Genomic DNA, 18,719 nt, shown 5'->3' on the forward strand with positions numbered 1-18,719 from the left:
TTAATCAATTTTTGGGCGTTTATTAGCAAATTTGAGAATCACAGGAGAAAGTGTAATAATCACTAATACGATTACAATTACCTCTATGTGTTCCTTTAAATCTATTTGGTAACTATCCAGTAAAAAACCATATAAATAATGCCCTGCAAAAATCAATGTAAAGGACCAAAGAAATGAACTTACTATATTATAAAACATGAATTTCTTTTTATCCATAGTTACAATACCGGCAATAATAGGAGCAAACGTCCTAAATATTGGCAAGAATCTAGCGAAGATAATAGCTCTCCCTCCATGTCTTTCAAAGAAGTCTTTAGATTGTACAAGGTATTTCTTCTTAAACCAAAAAGTATCTTTCTTATTATATAAGTAATAACCACTCTTCGAACCAAACCAATATCCCACGATATTACCTAAAATTCCTGCAAATGCAACCATTGTTGATAACAGCACAACATTTATAAAATCACTGTCAATAAACAATATGTTTTCTATCAATTCACGATTATAAATTCCTGCTAGAAAAAGTAAACTGTCTCCAGGTAAAAAGAAGCCTGCAAACAATCCTGTTTCCGCAAAAACAATAAATAATACGATATAAATCCCTAATTTTATTCCATTCACATCAAAGTGAATATAAAAAAGCGGGTCAATTAAATTTTTCCAATCAAAGCTATTCATTCAGTGGGGTATTTATGCTAAAATAATTTGTGCGTGAAAGTAATGATAATTTACATCAACCACAATATATTGAATAGTTTTACATTTTAATTAACGGTTGATGAAACTATATTATTTGTGCCAACAACATTAGCCCTATTCAACACCAATACCATAAATACAATTATTCCTAAAAAACTAACCCTAACACAGCCTTTTTTGATTACTATTTTACGTCAAAACCACTAATTTAAATCTCAAATTCCTGTCCCATCAGCGGAACGGAACATTCGAAACCATAGCGCTCCCTTATTTTAATTCGAAGCTCATCTGCTGGTTGATTTTCACCGTGAACCAGGAATACTTTTTCAGGCTTGTTTTCCAATTCTGAAAGCCAATTGAGTAAATCTTTTTGATCTCCATGCGCAGACAGCCCTTCTATTTCAAGAATTTTCGCTTTTACTTTATAATATTTCCCGTACATTTTAACCTCCTCAGCACCTTCTAATAATTTTCTACCACGAGTACCTTCTGCTTGATATCCCACAAGAATTACAGTGGTTTCTGGCAATTCAATATAGCGCTCTAAATAGCTCAATACCCTTCCTCCTGTTACCATACCACTCGCCGCTATTACCACTTTAGGTTGTTTATCATAAATCGTTTCAATAGTTTCCTTGTAATCAGTAATCATAGTAAACATTTTACTTACAGCAACACAATCTTCGATTGATAGTTTATGCCATTTCAAATTTTCGAAAAATATTTCAAAAGCACTCACTCCCATAGGAGAGTCAATAATGTAAGGCACATTAGGTATTTTATCTTCCTCTCTAAGCTGCCACAATAAATACATCACCATCTGAGCACGCTCCACCGCAAAACTTGGAATAATGACCGTCCCTCCCTTTTTGATCGTGTTATTAATATACATCTCCAATTCTAACTTGGCGTCTGTATTTGGATGTATTCTATTGCCATAAGTACTTTCAAGAAATATATAATCTGCCTTTTTAGGCTTTGTAGGCGAATACATCAAAACATCATTATCACGACCAATATCACCAGAAAAAAACAATATTTTATTTTCCAATTTTAATTCAATACTACATGCTCCTATAATATGACCTGCATTGACAAAAACAGCACTAATTTCTGCATCTAAGGGAATGGCTTCATTTGTCTTCACAACCCTAAAAAGAGGGAAAACTTTTTCGGCCTGCTCAACATTATAAAGCGGCTCTGCAATTTCATGCTTTGAATACTTCTCTTTATTTGCTTTTTCAGCTTCTTCTTCCTGTATTTTGGCGCTGTCCAATAGAATCAACTTTGCAATCGCTTTGGTTGGCACAGTGCAATAAATTTTCCCCTTAAAGCCTTGATTAACTAATCGAGGTAACCAACCGCAATGATCCAAATGGCCATGAGTCAGCAGTACAAAATCAATGGTCGAGGCTAAAATAGGCAAAGGTTCCCAATTGAGTTCCCTCAAGGGTTTAATTCCTTGAAAAAGGCCACAATCTATCAAAATCCGAATACCATTGCTTTCAACCAATGTTTTTGAACCTGTCACAGTTCCCGCTGCTCCTATAAATTTTATTTTCATGACTATGTTTTTATATTAAACGACCCGTTAATTTAATCGCATCTACATAATTCTCTAACTTCTTTTAAAACATTTTTTATCCTATTTGAGCTTAGCCCTATTTTTTCAAGAGGGTCAGAATTATTCACTAATTCCTTTGCTAAAATTAAATCCAGCACTAGCAATTTATCTTTTTCGGCCAAAGTTAGTGTCGTTAAACAAGTAACTGGGTAAAGACAATCAATATCATTTTTAGTTTTCAAATTATTATTTTCGGGGTAATCCCAACTTAATAAGTTTATTCCAGAACATTTTGAAAAATCAATTGCATCTGATGTAAAGCGATTATTAGTAGCAATCCAACATTTTGAAATGGTATCTTTTACTGAAAAAATAACATGTTGTTTTTCTTTTAAATCATTAAACCTAGAAAAAACATACAAAGGAACCTTGACATCAGAAACGGCATCTCTTCGGGAATGAAACTTACATTCAATCATTATGATAGCATTGTCTTTTTTAGCTAGAACATCTATTTCATGAGAAACGCATTTTCCCTTTAAAATCAAATTAGTTACTGTTAGATAACCGTCGGCAGTAAAAAGTCGGGCAATATATTTTTCGAAGAAGAAACCTGCTGGACCTAATGCTTGAAGCCCCGCCCGTAGATTGTATCGAGCAGCATGAGAGTTTGCTTCCTTTTTAAGCAACCCAAAAGCCTTTTTATAGATTTTCTTTGTTGAAATCCCTTCATAGAGTTCTTTACTAATTTTACGTAAAATATCCTCAACTACAGCTGGACTAGCACCAGATTTCATCAATGACTTTTTGAGTTTTTCAGGGTCAAAATCAACGACATCCCCTGAATGCTTAATTATTCTCATACATACAAAATACTGATTATTACGCAACTAAACCTACTGAAAGATACGTAAAACAAATCGAATATTTAGCTTTATATTAAAAAAGCAAGAATAGATAATTAAAAAAAAACTAATTACAAAACTGGAATTACATCAACCTCTACCTTTACTTTATGTTCTCCTGAACTAAAGATAATTCCTTTTAATGGAGAAATATCGGAGTAATCTCGACCATAGGCAGTAACAATATGGCGTTCTCCTGATATTATATTATTTGTAGGATCAAATTCGCACCAGCCCATTTCAGGCACATAAACAGAAACCCATGCATGAGAAGCATCAGAACCCTGCAGTTTTAACTTCCCTTTTGGAGGAAGAGTCTCTAGGTAACCACTTACATAACGAGCAGCAAACCCTAAACTTCTTACACAAGCAATCATCAAGTGAGTGAAATCTTGACAAACTCCTTTACGGAGTTTTAAAACTTCATTTAATGGTGTGTTTATTGTAGTTGCTCCTGAGTTAAATTCAAATTCCGTGAATATTTTTTCAGATAACTTGGCAACTGATTCGTACAACGATTCATTAGGATCCAAGCAAGTTTGCGCAAAAAGTTTAACTTCTTCATCCCAAAAAATAAAAGGGCTTGGAAGTTGAAATTGTAGTAATTCATTTTTTAACGCCAATTTAGTGTTAAACAAATTTAGCGCTTCAGAACAGGTGATAGCATTAGCTACTATTAATTTTGGCGGAAAAACTTCAACAACACTAGTTGCAATAACCTGCAAAACTTTATGCGGTTTTAGAATCGAAAAATAATATTGGGTGTTACCAAAATAATCTTTTCGAGCATATAAATTTTGTGGATTGGGTTCTATTGTCAATTTAAAATCTTCACAATTTTGCCTTTCTGAACTTATTGGATGTAAACAAACAATACATTGATAATTATGAATTGAATCAATGTAAGTATAGGTCGTTTTGTGTACTAATTTATATTTCATCAGAATTATTTTTGTCTGTGGCTAAAAATGAAAGTTGCATCACTGAATGATTAAAATATAAACTTGATAAGCTACTAGTTACCGATGAAATTAGTTCAGAAACGGTGTTGATAGTACTATCTAATGTCTCTCTAAAATTATTTTCGTCAGCTTGTTCTAATTTCTCAGGGTCAATTAATTTAATTATTGTGCTTGCTTCTAGCACTTTCTTTTCAGCGATACTCAATTGGTTGAGCTCTGATTTCTTTGGCAAATTAGAAATGTTATAAGCAAGCGTATCTAAAATATAAGCAAGTGTGTAAGGCGAGTTTTTTTCTAGAAATAGCATATTTAGAACAGTAACTAAATTTAATTGCGATTTGTAATTACTTCGATATTGTGCTAATAAGTTATGATTTTCTAAAACAGATTCTAATAATAGCTGTTCTACCTCTTCACTTCTTTTAAAACAAAATAAAGTTTGAATGACTGAAACAAGCGATAAAAATCGTTCAATATTTTTTCCGGCCTCAAACAAATAAAAACCATTTTCTCGCGGTAATGTTTCGTAAGTGTTTCCGTAAAACGCCATTAGTCTTATGTATAATTTATCTAGACCGTGAGTTGTTTGGCTAATCTTTTGTTCGTCAGACGCTTTCAAACTTACTAAACTTTCTTCTATTAAATAGATAATTCCTTTAGTATCATTATTCCATTTTTCACTAATATGATTGATTGTATATAAAAGCGACTGAACATTATAACTTAGCGACCCTTCCTTTTTTGCATCTTTAATCAAAGGAATCAACTCTGCCAAGGGTTTTTCAAAAGCTGCTTCATCTTCCTCTCCTTCTTCACCTACAAAGCCAGGATAAGTTTGTGTAAGATGGGTAACTGCTTTAAGTAATACAACTAAAAACTCAGGTTGCTTTTTTCCATGACTACTTACATTTTCATTCAATCGATTAAAAATTATTTTCAAGAAACTAGTTAACACCAATGTTCTTTCAGATAACCTTCCAACCCAAAATAAATTTTCAGCATTTCTACTCGTCAAAGCCGTACTCATAGAAATCTGATTCGTTTTTTTAATTTCTATAATATCATCTTGCTGCTCTTTTGGCTCTTCTAATTCTTCCAGATTATCAGAAATAATCCAGGTATCTTTTGAAATCCCTCCAAATTGATTCGAAATTTGAAATTTATCTTCTACAACTGAACTACGAGTAAGACCACCTTTCATTACTTTATAATTGCTCCCATCAGAAATTAAAAAAGCCCGAATTACAGCTAGTCGTGGCAGAATTTTGCCATCGATTAAAGAAGGCGTAGTGGACAAACTTACTTCTTCTTGCGCCACGTACTCCTTTGGATTACTCAAAATAGTAGCTTTGAGTTCCTTTAATTGTTCTTTATTTAATTTTCTTCCGTAAACAGATTTAAAACCTAAGTCTCTATTGGTTTTCTTTATAATTAATTTGGGTAAATTATTCAGAACATAAGTTAACTCTTTAGTTTGACCGCACCACCAAGTAGCGGTAGAATTCATGATTAGCGGCTCTTTCAATAAAAACTTACAAGCATTTTGAATAAATGCCATAAGCCCATGATTTTCTAAAACTGAAATTCCCGGAGGATTAATAACAGCCACATTTCCTAAGCGCATTACTTGTAATAGTCCCGGAATTCCAAGTAGTGAATTTTTATTAAGTTCTAACGGATCGCACCACTGATCATCAATACGCTTAATGATTACATCCACTCGCTCTAACTGGTCAATTGTCTTTAACCAAACGTACCCTTCACGAACCAGTAAATCACTTCCTTCAACTAGCTTAAATCCTAAATAGGAAGAAAGATAAACATGTTCAAAATAGGTTTCGTTTCCTGCTCCTGGAGATAAGAAAACCACATTTGGATTTTCAGCATTATTACCCAATTTCCCCACTGTTTTTTGCAATTCAATAAAATATGGACCTAACTTACCACGATGAATATTTTTATTAAGTTGCGGAAAAACATTTGCCATAACAATTCTATTCTCAAGAGCATATCCTGATCCTGAAGGTGATTGAACGCGATTATCCAATAACCACATTTTGCCATCCGGACCTCTCGCAATATCACACGCTAAAAGTGAAAGCTGGTGAAATTCGCTATGCTGTATATCAAAACAAGGTCTTAAAAAACCTGAATTATTAAAAACTAATTCTGCGGGAATAATATTATTTTTAATTAATAGCTGCTCCCCATAAATATCCTTGTAAATCAAATCCAATAAATTAGCTCTTTGAATAAGTCCCTTTTCAATTGTAGCCCATTCAGATTGATGAATTACAAAAGGTATAGGGTCTAATTTCCATGGACGAACTAATTCGTTCTCTGAGTCATAAACATTATAAGTAACACCGTTTTCCTTGAGTTTATTGATAATTTCCTCATTTCTAATCCCTAATTCATCTAGCCCTACAGCTTCTAAAGTAGCAAAAATAGTTGCCCAATACGATTTTACTTCGCCACTTTTATTAATAACCTCATCATATGAACTTATTGTTTTTTTATAGGAATCTAAAAAAGATATAGGTGTATTCATGCATAGTTTTTGTAAGGCGCGAATTTACAGCTTTTTTTAACAAATTCATCATGTTATATTCTAATATACAGTACTTTTGTCTAATGAGTTTTAGAATCAAAGCAGACCTTTTCTACGATGTATATGCTTCAAGCACATGCATTTTTAACATTCAAGCATTAGGAAATTCTTACAATCAAAAAATTATTTCAGAATCTCTTGAAGTAGCACCTAACTTGCCTTTTAAACAGTTCTCTTTACCAGATTCAAAAATCAGGTTCATTACAGTTCAAGCCAATGAATTTGTACCCTTTCAGATATGTTACCAAGGAGAAATAGAGGTTAAATTCAAAACCATTAGCAAAAAATCGCTTTTTAAAAACACTTCTATTTTTGAATTAGACAATAAAATAGTACCTTATTTGTCCCCAAGCAGACTTTGCCCTTCTGACAAATTAATGAAATTAGCGTTTAAACTTTTTGGATATTTACAATCGGATATTGAAAAAGCAGTTGCTGTAAATGAATGGATATTTAACAATGTTGATTACGTACCAGGGACAACTGATGCAAGCACATCCGCTTATGATACACTGAACCAACGGGAAGGTGTTTGTAAAGATTTTGCTCATCTTGGCATTGCTCTTTGTAGAGCTTTAAACATTCCTGCAAGATATTTTACATGTTACGCAACAAATATTAATCCGCCAGATATTCATGCTTGTTTTGAGGTTTATATAGGCGGACAATGGATTATTTTTGATCCCACTCGCTTATCAAATTTAAGTAGTTTAGTTAAAATTGCTCATGGAAAAGACGGTTCAGAAGTTGCAGTTGCAAGTCTTTTCGGAAATGCTTCTTGTACCTATATGAATATTGAGTGTGAAAATTTGAATGGGGATTTAAATCCTGTTTATTCTTCTGATGATTTTTTTATTTCTTATTGAAAAGAACTTTATTTAAATTATCCATAAATTTTCATCCCCTAAATTCTCATTATCCTATATATTTTTTTATTTTATGAAAACGTATATTAATAACATATTTTTTAATTAAATTGTCAAAAACAAAATACTTAAATCATGGCTGTTAAAATAGCGCTTTCCCACAAAACAACTTATACGTTTGACCATAGTGTTAAGTTATTTCCACATGTTTTTAGGCTACGTCCTGCAGCACATTCTAGAACAGCTATAGAAGGCTATACTTTTAAAATATCTCCTGAAAATCATTTTATAAACTGGCAACAAGATCCTTTTGGTAATTATCAAGCCCGTATCGTCTTTCCTGAAAAAATAAAAGAGTTAAAGGTTGAAGTCGAAGTAATTGCAAAATTGCAAGTTATTAACCCATTTGATTATTTTGTAGAAGAATATGCAGAGGAATTTCCCTTTACATATGATCAAATGCTTCAGCAAGAATTAACTGCTTATCTAAAATTAAGCGAAGAAAGCCCTATTTTTCAAAAATTTATGGACGGTTTAAAAGTAAACAAATCATTACCAACTAATGATTTTTTGGTCTTTATCAATCAAGCCGTTTACAAAGAACTTAGTTATAATTTACGAATGGAAGTTGGGGTACAAACGCCCGAAGAAACTTTACGTATCAAGAGTGGATCATGCAGAGATTTTGCGTGGTTATTAATCCATGTTTTACGTCACTTTGGATTAGCAGCACGATTTGTCTCTGGATATATTGTACAATTAGCTCCAGATATCAAATCTCTTGACGGACCTTCTGGGCCTGAAAAAGATTTTACAGATTTACACGCTTGGGTTGAAGTTTATTTACCCGGTGCTGGATGGATTGGACTTGATCCAACTTCTGGCCTTTTTGCCAGCGAAGGACATATCCCATTGTGTTGCACCCCGCATTATGAAAGCGCAGCCCCTGTAACTGGCGCCACAGAAAAATGTGAAGTTAGCTTTGATTTTGAAAACACAGTAACCCGTATACATGAAGATCCACGCGTAACAAAGCCCTATTCTGACAAGCAATGGGAAGATATTATGCAAGTAGGAAATGATGTTGAAAAGGATTTAATTGAGGGCGATGTACGCTTAACCATGGGTGGAGAACCCACTTTTGTTTCAATTGATGATTTTGAAGGCGCTGAATGGAACACTGCTGCAGACGGCCCACTGAAACGAAAGTTAGCTTATGATTTAGCACTTCGTTTAAAACAGCGATTTGCCCACGGAGGCTTTATCCATTTTGGACAAGGAAAATGGTATCCTGGCGAATTATTCCCTCGTTGGCAATATGCATTATACTGGAGAAAAGACGGATTGCCGTTATGGAAAAACGATGCTTTAGTAGCAAAAGAAGGAGATACAAAATTCAGCTTTCATGATGCTGAGAAATTTGCAACGGAACTTACTAAACATTTAGGAATTGACCCTAAAAACGTAACGCCAACTTATGAAGACCCGATTTATTGGGCTTTAGAAGAAGGAAAGCTTCCTGTAAACATAGACCCATTAAAAGTAAATTTAAAAGATTCTGTAGAAAGACATAAGCTAGCGATGCTTTTAGAAAAAGGCTTGAATAATCCAGCAGGATTTGTTCTACCAATAAGAAAGGACCATGTTGCTGATAATTGGGAAAGCTGCGCTTGGGAATTTAGAAGAGGAAATTGTTTTTTAGTTCCCGGTAACTCCCCAATTGGATTGCGTTTACCATTAGACTCGCTTCCAAAGACTTCTAAAAATAAGAGAGAAATTGTTGTAGACAGAAGCTTATTTGAAGATTTACCCGCTTTAGGTGATTATGATGAGAAAGTAAAAAAACGTTACGGAACTATTTCGAAACTATTTGAAGCAGCAAAAAGAGTTTTATCCAAAAAAGAAGAGAAGCAGAAAAAGAGCGAAGAAAAAGACGAAACAGTATTTGAAGTTGATACTTTTATTACAGCAATGTGTATAGAAGAACGTGATGGAATGCTATATGTTTTTCTACCGCCAACCGATTATTTAGAAGATTATATCGACTTAATTACTTCAATAGAAATTACGGCAGAAAAATTACAAATGCCAGTACGAATTGAAGGTTACCAACCTAAAACCGATTATAGAGTTGAGAAAATGATGGTTACTCCAGATCCTGGTGTAATTGAAGTGAATGTGCATCCCGCAAAAACGTGGCAAGAAATAGTTGATAACACTTCTGCTTTATATGAAGAGGCTTTTTTATGTCGTTTAGGAACAGATAAATTCATGGTTGATGGCCGTCATACCGGAACTGGTGGAGGAAATCACGTAACATTAGGAGCTGAAAAGCCCGAAGACAGTCCGCTATTAAGAAGACCTGACTTATTGCGAAGCTTAATAACTTATTGGCAACACCATCCCGTTTTAAGCTATTTATTCGCAGGCCCTTTTATTGGGCCTACGAGTCAAGCACCTCGAATAGATGAAGGAAGAGATGAGAAGCTATACGAAATGGAAATTGCCTTTGAACAAATTCCAAAAGACAAAGAAGTGCCATTTTGGATGGTCGATCGAATTTTTAGAAATTTATTGACTGACATCACGGGAAACACACATAGAACTGAATTTTGTATCGATAAATTATATTCGCCAGATTCATCAACGGGAAGATTGGGTATTTTAGAATTACGTGCTTTTGATATGCCACCACACAAACATATGAATTTAGTTCAAAATTTATTAGTTCGTGCATTAGTCGCTAAATTCTGGAAAGAACCTTACGAGAAAAAATTAATTCGTTGGGGAACTGAGTTACATGATAAATTTTTACTACCTCATTTTGCCTATTTAGATATGATTGACGTGGTAAACGATCTAAAAGATTCTGGATATAACTTTGATATTTCTTGGTTTGATCCATTTTTCGAATTTAGATTCCCACATCATGGTAATGTTACGATTGATAATGTTCAATTAGAAATCCGATTAGGAATAGAGCCTTGGCACGTACTTGGAGAAGAACTTTCTAGTACGGGAACTTCACGATTTGTAGATTCTTCATTAGAACGTTTGCAAGTAAAAGTTTCTGGAATTGTACCAGACCGTCATATATTATTATGCAAAGGATGTAGAATTCCATTAAGGAGCACAGGAACAAAAGGAGAGTACGTAGCTGGAATTCGCTACAAAGCCTGGAATCCACCATCCGCATTGCATCCAAATATTGGTATTGATGTACCGTTAGTTTTTGACTTAGTTGACACTTGGAATAATAAAGTTATTGGTGGTTGTACTTATTTTGTCAATCATCCTGGAGGAAGAAGTTTTGACACCTACCCAATAAATAGCTTTGAAGCAGAATCAAGAAAAATGAGCCGTTTTTGGGATTTTGGTCACACACCTTCTACGACTATTTCAGAAATAGGAACAGAAGCAATATCAAATCAAGCTGCGACTTCTAGATTTTTAGTAGAATCTAAATCGGAACTCAAACCTGATACTCCTATAGAACTTATCAATCCTGAATACCCTTACACATTAGATTTAAGGCATTACTGGAAAGCAAAGAAATAGATAATTAAAACACTTCAATTGTGTGAGAATCTGCAAATATTTAAAAAAATCTAACTTAAGATGCTTTAAAATATTTGCAGATTTTTAATTTTTATAAGAATCAACAAACCTATCTACTTAGCTTTTGATAATAAAATGCAGGGATAAACAGCAGTATGAATATGGGTTGAATAAGAAACCTTCGAACATAAAAAAGCATCATATTATTATGCTCGCCGTATATAGAGATTGTAGCATAGAAAGAAAAAACCAGAAGAGCGAAGAAAACAACATACAAAAACGAGGCAAATTTAACCATTCCAATATCTTTAAAAAGAATAAAGATCAATCCTAATGACAGCACCATATTTAAACCGTAACGAAACAGCAGGCTGAGGAATAAGCGGAAAGAATTATAAATCGGCAATGGCAAATCATTAAAATCACTTTTGAAGTAATTCAAAAATGGATCATAAAACAAGTTGTCTTCATAAACCCGTATCAGGACAAATGAAAGAACAAACAACAGTACTATAAAAAATCTAAATTTATGAGTCAGTAGTATTCTTAGCATACAATGAAAATTTATTAACCCAAATCACCCACAGAATAAAAACAACACCATATATGAATAGCGGGAAAAACACTCCGTGCAGCAATGTTTGCTGCTTTGGAAAAAGATATATCAATACACACAGAATGGCAATGCGAGCTACATTTAATATATAAATAATCAGGCTTCCGCCCAAAATAAAAAACACAGTAGACTTTATTCTGCCCGAAAATGAAACCACAAACGAAATAAACAAAATAATTATACTAATAGCATTACAGCCCTCTATCATTTTGGCAACATATTGCTGATTGTACATCAATCTAATAAAAGGCTCGGAATCAAATTTTAAAATATCAGCATCCGCATTAAATAATATCAAAAGTTGTTTTGTGTTTTCGGCTACGAATTCAGTTATTGAATCAATGTTATCCTCTTCGTAACTCTCCAAAAATCCTTGATAAATAAACGCCAGAATAATATATGTCAAAAAAAACTTGGCTAGAAAAAGTAAAAAAGGTTTGTACTGAATAAAATATTTTTTCAAAGTCTATTTTTTTTAACAAATTTATATAATTTTTAAAAGAGACTTTAAATACTTTTGTATTAAAACATAAAAAACATGACATTTCAGGAATTACAACCACAAGTAACTGCAATTACAATAAGTACAACCCTTTCAAGAGATGAAAAGCTTTTAGCTGTTTGCCAATTGTTACAGGACAATATAGACTATTACAACTGGGTTGGGTTTTATTTCGCAAACCAAGAAACCCAAACACTTCATTTAGGACCGTATGTAGGAGCAGAAACAGACCATACTGTAATCCCTTTTGGTAAAGGAATTTGTGGACAAGTAGCAGTTTCTAATGACAACTTTGTCGTTCCAGATGTCGCAGCTCAAGATAATTATATCGCCTGCAGTTTCACTGTAAAGTCAGAAATTGTAGTTCCACTGTTTGTAAACGGAGAGAACATTGGCCAAATAGATATCGACAGCCATGTGATTGATCCTTTCACTGACGCTGACGAACGCTTTTTGGAATTTGTAAATAAAGAAATTACAAAGTTGTACTAATAGTATTACATTTATTTTTCTATTACAAACATTTATGAAATCATATTTACATCTAGCATTATTATTAATTCCCCTTTTATCATTCTCACAAACTCCTAGTCCTGTTAGCAAAATCATTTACTTTGATTCTATATGGAAAGAATCAACAGAAGACAATTACAAATATTACAGAATTATTAAAGATTACTATTCGGACAATAGTACTTATGAGGTCTTTAATTATTACAAATCAGGAACTTTAGAAATGGCAGGAAAGTCAACTAATAAAGATTATTTAGTAAAAGAAGGACAGTTTGTGCACTATTATGAAAACGGTAATAAAAAAACAGTTTCAAAATATACCAAATCTAAACCAATCGGTAAACAGTACAATTGGTATGAGAACGGACAACCTAAATCAGAGATTGAATATTTAGAAAATCAAAAAGAGATTGATACTGACCCTAAAATCATTCAATTTTACAATGCCCAAAACGTTCAAACAGTAGTTGATGGTAACGGAGATTATGAAGATTTGAATAACGGTTTTTTCGAAAGCGGTAAAATAAAAAATGGACTTCATGATGGAATTTGGAAAGGATACAGCAAAAAACCCAAATATACTTTCGTCGAAAATTATGAAAACGGAAAATTAATCTCAGGCACAAGCATTGACTCCACCAATATCGAACATAGCTATAAAAAAGTATACCAATATCCTGTACCAAAAAAAGGAATGAATAATTTCTACAGTTACATTGGAAAAGCAATGAAAATCCCGAATGCAGCTAAAAACACTGTTTTTGGAAAAATATACCTAACATTTGTCATTGAAACGGATGGTAGTATCGTTGAAACCAAAATAATTAAAGGACTTGGATACGCATTAGATGAAGAAGCAATTAGAATATTAAAGAATTATAAAGATTGGAACCCTGGAGTAATGAGAGGCATCCCTGTAAGAGTTCTCTACTCCCTTCCTATCACAATAGCAAAATAACATTAATTATTAAATTTATTTTAGATTTCTCCAAAATAAATAGTACTTTTGCAGCCGTCTTACAATAGCTGTGAGACATACATAAAAATCATTAAACAAATATTGGAATGTATTTAACTAAAGAGATTAAAGAAGAAATCTTCGCTAAACACGGAGAAAAAACAAACACAGGAAAATCAGAAGCTCAAATTGCTTTGTTCACTTTCAGAATTGCACACTTAACAGAACACTTGAAAAAAAATCGTCATGATTATAACACAGAGCGTTCATTAGTATTGCTAGTTGGAAAAAGAAGATCTTTGTTGGATTACTTGAAAAAGAAAGAAATCAACAGATATCGTGAGATTATCAAAGTATTGGGTATCAGAAAATAATCAATACAATAAAGAGGCGCGCAAGTGCCTCTTTTTGTTTTTATATACAATAATAAAAAAGTTTTGGTTTTTCATTGGGTTTTAGGCATTAACTACGCAAAACAACAACTACAACACAACTAGAACCCATGTTTAACTAATAAATTAAATTTATGATTCCACAATTATTTGTAGAAAGTATCGATTTAGGTGATGGAAGAAACATCACAATCGAGACAGGTCGTTTAGCTAAGCAAGCTGACGGATCTGTAGTAGTAAGAATAGGTAAAACTGTTATTTTAGGAACAGTAGTATCTTCAAGAAAAGCAAGTCCAGGTATCGACTTTTTACCACTTACGGTAGATTATCGTGAAAAATTTGCTGCAGCAGGACGTTTTCCTGGTGGTTTCTTCAAAAGAGAAGCAAGACCAAGTGATAGCGAAGTATTAACAATGCGTTTAGTAGACCGTGTTTTACGTCCACTTTTCCCAGATGATTACCATGCTGAAGTTCAGGTAATGATTCAATTAATGTCTTATGACGAAGATATTATGCCAGATGCACTAGCAGGTTTAGCAGCATCAGCAGCATTAGCTCTATCTGACATTCCTTTTGAAACATTAATCTCTGAGGCTAGAGTTGGAAGAGTTGATGGGAAATTTATCATCAATCCAAGTCGTGCACAATTAGAATTATCAGATATTGATATGATGATTGGAGCTTCAATGGATTCTATCGCAATGGTAGAAGGTGAAATGAAAGAAATTTCAGAAGCAGAAATGTTAGAAGCAATTAAATTTGCTCACGAACATATTAAAAATCAAATTTCAGCTCAACTACGTTTACAAGCCGCTTTTGGGAAAAAAGAGACTAGAACGTACGAAGGAGAAAGAGAAGACGAAGCTATTTACGCTAAAGTAAAAGCAGCATCTTACGATAAAATATACGCTATTGCAAGCAAAGGTTCTTCTAAACAAGAACGTACAGCTTCATTTGACGAAGTTAAAGAAGAAGTTAAAGCATTATTTACTGAAGAAGAATTGGCAGCTGATGGAGATTTAGTTTCTAAATACTTCAAAAAAACCAATAAAGAAGCAGTTCGTAACGTAACTTTAGATTTAGGAACACGTTTAGACGGAAGAAAAACTACAGAAATCAGACCTATCTGGTGTGAAGTAGATTACTTACCATCTGTACATGGATCTGCATTGTTTACACGTGGAGAAACTCAAGCTTTGGCAACTGCAACTTTAGGAACTTCTAGAGAAGCAAACCAAATCGATTCTCCATCAGAACAAGGTGAAGAAAAATTCTACTTACATTATAACTTCCCTCCTTTCTCAACTGGTGAAGCTCGTCCTTTAAGAGGAACTTCAAGAAGAGAAGTAGGTCACGGAAACTTAGCTCAAAGAGCTTTAAAAAACATGATCCCTGCTGATTGCCCTTACACAATTCGTGTAGTATCTGAAGTATTAGAATCTAACGGTTCTTCTTCTATGGCTACAGTTTGTGCTGGAACATTATCATTAATGGATGCAGGTATCCAAATGATTCGTCCAGTTTCTGGAATTGCAATGGGATTGATTACTGATGGAGATCGCTATGCTGTATTGTCTGATATTCTTGGTGATGAAGATCACTTAGGAGACATGGACTTTAAAGTAACTGGTACATCTGTAGGTATTACTGCTTGTCAAATGGACATCAAAATTGACGGTTTGAAATACGAGATTATGGAAGCTGCACTAGCACAAGCTCGTGATGGTCGTTTGCATATCCTTGGAAAACTAATCGAAACTTTGGCAACTCCAAAAGCAGATGTTAAAGCTTACGCTCCAAAAATTATTACTAGAAGAATTCCTAATGCTTTTATTGGAGCATTAATTGGACCTGGTGGAAAAGTGATTCAAGAATTACAAAAAACAACTGGAACAACAATTGTTATCAATGAAGATCCAACTACTGAAGAAGGAGTTATTGAAATTCTAGGAACAGATCCTGCTGGAATTGAAGCAGTATTGGCTAAAATTAAGTCAATCACTTTCAAACCAAAAATGAATGAATCATATGATGTGAAAGTAATCAAAATGCTTGATTTTGGTGCAGTAGTAGAATACCTAGAAGCTCCAGGAAATGAAGTTTTACTTCACGTATCTGAGCTAGCATGGGAACGCACAGAAAATGTTTCTGACGTTGTCAACATGGGCGATGTTTTTCAAGTGAAATACTTAGGTATGGATCCAAAAACAAGAAAAGAAAAAGTGTCAAGAAAAGCACTTTTGCCAAGACCTCCACGTGAGGAAAGAAAAGAGTAATCAGATCTTAGTTTACTAAAGGTTTATTTATAAAAAGCCCCAATTCATTAGAATTGGGGTTTTTGTTTTTTAAACCACACTATAAGAAACATCTTTAAACAGAATTAAAAACTAACCGTAGAATCACCAAAATGAAACGTTTACGGAAAACAAAAAAGAACTCACGCAATTAGATTTGAAAGAAAAACCACTTTTTTTTAATAAAATCGTAAAATAAAAAATTTATTTTCCACATAATTGTAACTTTATCGCAACTCCATACGTATAACTACTTGTACACTTAAAACTTGAGGAGACAAACACATGAGACAACTTAAAATTACCAAGCAGGTTACCAATAGGGAAACTGCTTCATTAGACAAATATTTACAAGAAATTGGAAAAGTTGACCTTATTACCGCTGACGAAGAAGTAGAATTAGCACAAAAAATAAAGGCTGGGGATCAAAAAGCCCTAGAGAAATTGACAAAAGCTAACTTACGTTTTGTTGTTTCGGTAGCAAAACAATACCAAAATCAAGGACTTACACTTCCTGATTTAATTAACGAAGGAAATTTAGGATTAATCAAAGCAGCTCAACGTTTTGATGAAACTCGTGGATTTAAATTCATCTCCTACGCTGTATGGTGGATTCGTCAATCAATCCTTCAAGCATTGGCTGAACAATCTCGTATCGTTCGTTTGCCATTAAATAAAATTGGTTCTATCAATAAAATCAACAAAATGTATGCTTTATTAGAGCAATCTAATGAGCGTCCACCATCTGCTGAGGAAATTGCAAAAGAACTTGACATGACAGTAAATGATGTTAAAGAGTCTATGAAAAACTCTGGTCGTCACTTATCAATGGATGCACCTCTTGTAGAAGGAGAAGATTCAAACCTTTACGATGTATTACGTTCAGGTGAATCTCCAAATCCGGATAGAGAATTAATCCACGAATCATTGCGTACTGAAATCGAGCGTTCGTTAGAGACATTGACTCCTAGAGAGGCTGATGTTGTTCGTTTGTACTTTGGTCTTGGTGACCAACACCCAATGACACTTGAAGAAATTGGTGAAACTTTTGACCTAACTCGCGAGCGTGTGCGTCAAATCAAGGAAAAAGCAATCCGAAGATTGAAACACACTTCAAGAAGTAAAATACTAAAAACCTACCTAGGTTAATTTACAATATTCCCCAATTAAAATTTTTAAATTTTAAATCTTTTAATTCAAAATGAACAACAGTTTGATTGACTGTTCGTTTTTTGATTGATGATTGAAACTCCGGCTGATTACCGGAGTTTTATTTTTTTTACTAAAACTATCGGTCTGCTCGAGCATAGCTCTCGGGTTTAGCTTCGCTCAGTTCGACTTTCAGTCTCGAGTCCGGAGTTTTATTTTTTTATATTGAATCCGGTTCAAAATTTCGCTTCTCTTTCCTCTATTTTCTTTTCCTATCTCTTTCTCGGCGTCTCCCTCCGTAAAAACTTCGGGTCGGGCTTTCCACTACAATCTTTTACTTTTGAAAGAAAAAAAGTAAAAGGATTTTCATTTCAATCCCTTACGCAGTCCCTGCAGTAAAATAAATTAATGCAAACCATTATATAAAACACATTAATTTATATCTTTATTTTTTTTAAAATTAAAAACAATATGAAAAAACTTATTATAGCGCTTGGTCTATTAAGCATAATTGCCTGCAAAAAAGAAGCAGAAATAAACAGTCAACCAGGATTAATGGAAACTGTTAAAAACAGAAAAAATATTACCAAAGCAGCAGAGGCATTAAAAGAGTACGAAAAACAAACGGAAAACTTAAAAACACTAAAACCTCTTGCAAACGAAGTTTACAAGCAAATATTAACCGAGAAATTAGGCAACTTAAAAAGAAGCAGCTTCAACGTAGGAAATGCTTCTACTGTAGGTTTAAGCACTTCTGATGCTACTTATACTGATGATTCTGGCAAAACCATAAAAGTCTCTATTTTTGACGGAGCAGGCGAATCAGGAAGCGCTTTGATTGCGATGACTCATATGTCACTAACAACAGATACCGAATCAATAGAAAATACAACAACTAAAAAAACAGAAGAAATAAATGGCATACGAATGCTAACCGAAAACGATACAAATCCTGAAGCCAACAAATCATCTTCAATAACTTTCATATATAAAGACAGGTACCAGGTCAACCTTGAGGGAACCAAAATTCAATTAGAGGAATTAATATCATACATGAAAAAACTCCAATTGTCTAAATTAGAATAACTCCATTTCAGGATAATTAAAATCAAAAGCTTATTTAAAAC

General features: G+C 33.6%; 15 protein-coding genes. 8 read left to right on the forward strand and 7 right to left on the reverse strand.

Annotated features, from left to right (window positions below; genetic code table 11):
• The 5 genes from BLV91_RS10155 to BLV91_RS10175 form a co-directional block, all read right to left on the reverse strand.
• On the reverse strand, positions 1-681 hold the full coding sequence (locus BLV91_RS10155; protein WP_091432650.1) for a DedA family protein: 681 nt from the start codon (positions 679-681) through the stop codon (positions 1-3).
• Positions 682-910: 229 nt separating this feature from the next.
• Positions 911-2,266 (reverse strand): MBL fold metallo-hydrolase RNA specificity domain-containing protein, encoded by a 1,356-nt coding sequence (locus BLV91_RS10160; protein ID WP_091432652.1) that lies wholly within the window; start codon positions 2,264-2,266, stop codon positions 911-913.
• A 32-nt stretch (positions 2,267-2,298) separates the two neighbouring features.
• Positions 2,299-3,129: a restriction endonuclease gene (locus tag BLV91_RS10165; RefSeq protein ID WP_091432655.1), complete on the reverse strand. Its 831-nt coding sequence runs from the start codon at positions 3,127-3,129 to the stop codon at positions 2,299-2,301.
• A gap of 113 nt (positions 3,130-3,242) precedes the next feature.
• Complete coding sequence (locus BLV91_RS10170) at positions 3,243-4,112, reverse strand: transglutaminase family protein (RefSeq protein ID WP_091432657.1); 870 nt, start codon at positions 4,110-4,112, stop codon at positions 3,243-3,245.
• A complete protein-coding gene (locus tag BLV91_RS10175) occupies positions 4,102-6,684 on the reverse strand; it encodes a circularly permuted type 2 ATP-grasp protein (RefSeq protein ID WP_091432660.1) in 2,583 nt (860 codons plus the stop codon). Before BLV91_RS10175 ends, BLV91_RS10170 begins: the two co-directional genes overlap by 11 nt.
• 83 nt (positions 6,685-6,767) lie before the next feature.
• Between BLV91_RS10175 and BLV91_RS10180 the strand changes: the two genes are divergently transcribed.
• Entirely contained in the window at positions 6,768-7,610 is an 843-nt protein-coding gene (locus tag BLV91_RS10180) for a transglutaminase-like domain-containing protein (protein WP_091432662.1), read from the forward strand.
• 135 nt (positions 7,611-7,745) lie between these two features.
• Positions 7,746-11,168, forward strand: a complete 3,423-nt coding sequence (locus BLV91_RS10185) for a transglutaminase family protein (protein WP_091432665.1) — start codon at positions 7,746-7,748, stop codon at positions 11,166-11,168.
• 109 nt (positions 11,169-11,277) lie between these two features.
• Here BLV91_RS10185 and BLV91_RS10190 read toward each other — a convergent pair whose 3' ends face one another.
• Both BLV91_RS10190 and xrtF read right to left on the reverse strand, forming a co-directional pair.
• On the reverse strand, positions 11,278-11,721 hold the full coding sequence (locus BLV91_RS10190) for an exosortase F system-associated membrane protein (protein ID WP_091432668.1): 444 nt from the start codon (positions 11,719-11,721) through the stop codon (positions 11,278-11,280).
• Positions 11,696-12,247 (reverse strand): exosortase family protein XrtF, encoded by a 552-nt coding sequence (gene xrtF / locus BLV91_RS10195; protein ID WP_091432672.1) that lies wholly within the window; start codon positions 12,245-12,247, stop codon positions 11,696-11,698. The genes BLV91_RS10190 and xrtF overlap by 26 nt, the downstream gene beginning before the upstream one ends.
• Before the next feature lie 75 nt (positions 12,248-12,322).
• Between xrtF and BLV91_RS10200 the strand changes: the two genes are divergently transcribed.
• The 6 genes from BLV91_RS10200 to BLV91_RS10225 all read left to right on the forward strand — a co-directional run bounded on the left by BLV91_RS10200 (position 12,323) and on the right by BLV91_RS10225 (position 18,678).
• A complete protein-coding gene (locus BLV91_RS10200; protein ID WP_091432675.1) occupies positions 12,323-12,778 on the forward strand; it encodes a GAF domain-containing protein in 456 nt (151 codons plus the stop codon).
• Between the two features lie 34 nt (positions 12,779-12,812).
• Positions 12,813-13,757, forward strand: a complete 945-nt coding sequence (locus tag BLV91_RS10205; RefSeq protein WP_091432678.1) for an energy transducer TonB — start codon at positions 12,813-12,815, stop codon at positions 13,755-13,757.
• Positions 13,758-13,864: 107 nt separating this feature from the next.
• Positions 13,865-14,131, forward strand: coding sequence for a 30S ribosomal protein S15 (gene rpsO, locus BLV91_RS10210; protein WP_091432682.1), 267 nt, complete (start codon positions 13,865-13,867; stop codon positions 14,129-14,131).
• 152 nt (positions 14,132-14,283) lie between these two features.
• Positions 14,284-16,425, forward strand: a complete 2,142-nt coding sequence (locus BLV91_RS10215; protein ID WP_091432685.1) for a polyribonucleotide nucleotidyltransferase — start codon at positions 14,284-14,286, stop codon at positions 16,423-16,425.
• 303 nt (positions 16,426-16,728) lie between these two features.
• Entirely contained in the window at positions 16,729-17,592 is an 864-nt protein-coding gene (locus BLV91_RS10220; protein ID WP_007137700.1) for a sigma-70 family RNA polymerase sigma factor, read from the forward strand.
• Positions 17,593-18,063: 471 nt separating this feature from the next.
• Positions 18,064-18,678 (forward strand): hypothetical protein, encoded by a 615-nt coding sequence (locus BLV91_RS10225; protein WP_091432688.1) that lies wholly within the window; start codon positions 18,064-18,066, stop codon positions 18,676-18,678.
• Positions 18,679-18,719 lie beyond the last annotated feature (41 nt).

This window comes from Flavobacterium degerlachei (genome assembly GCF_900106645.1).
GTDB lineage: Bacteria > Bacteroidota > Bacteroidia > Flavobacteriales > Flavobacteriaceae > Flavobacterium > Flavobacterium degerlachei.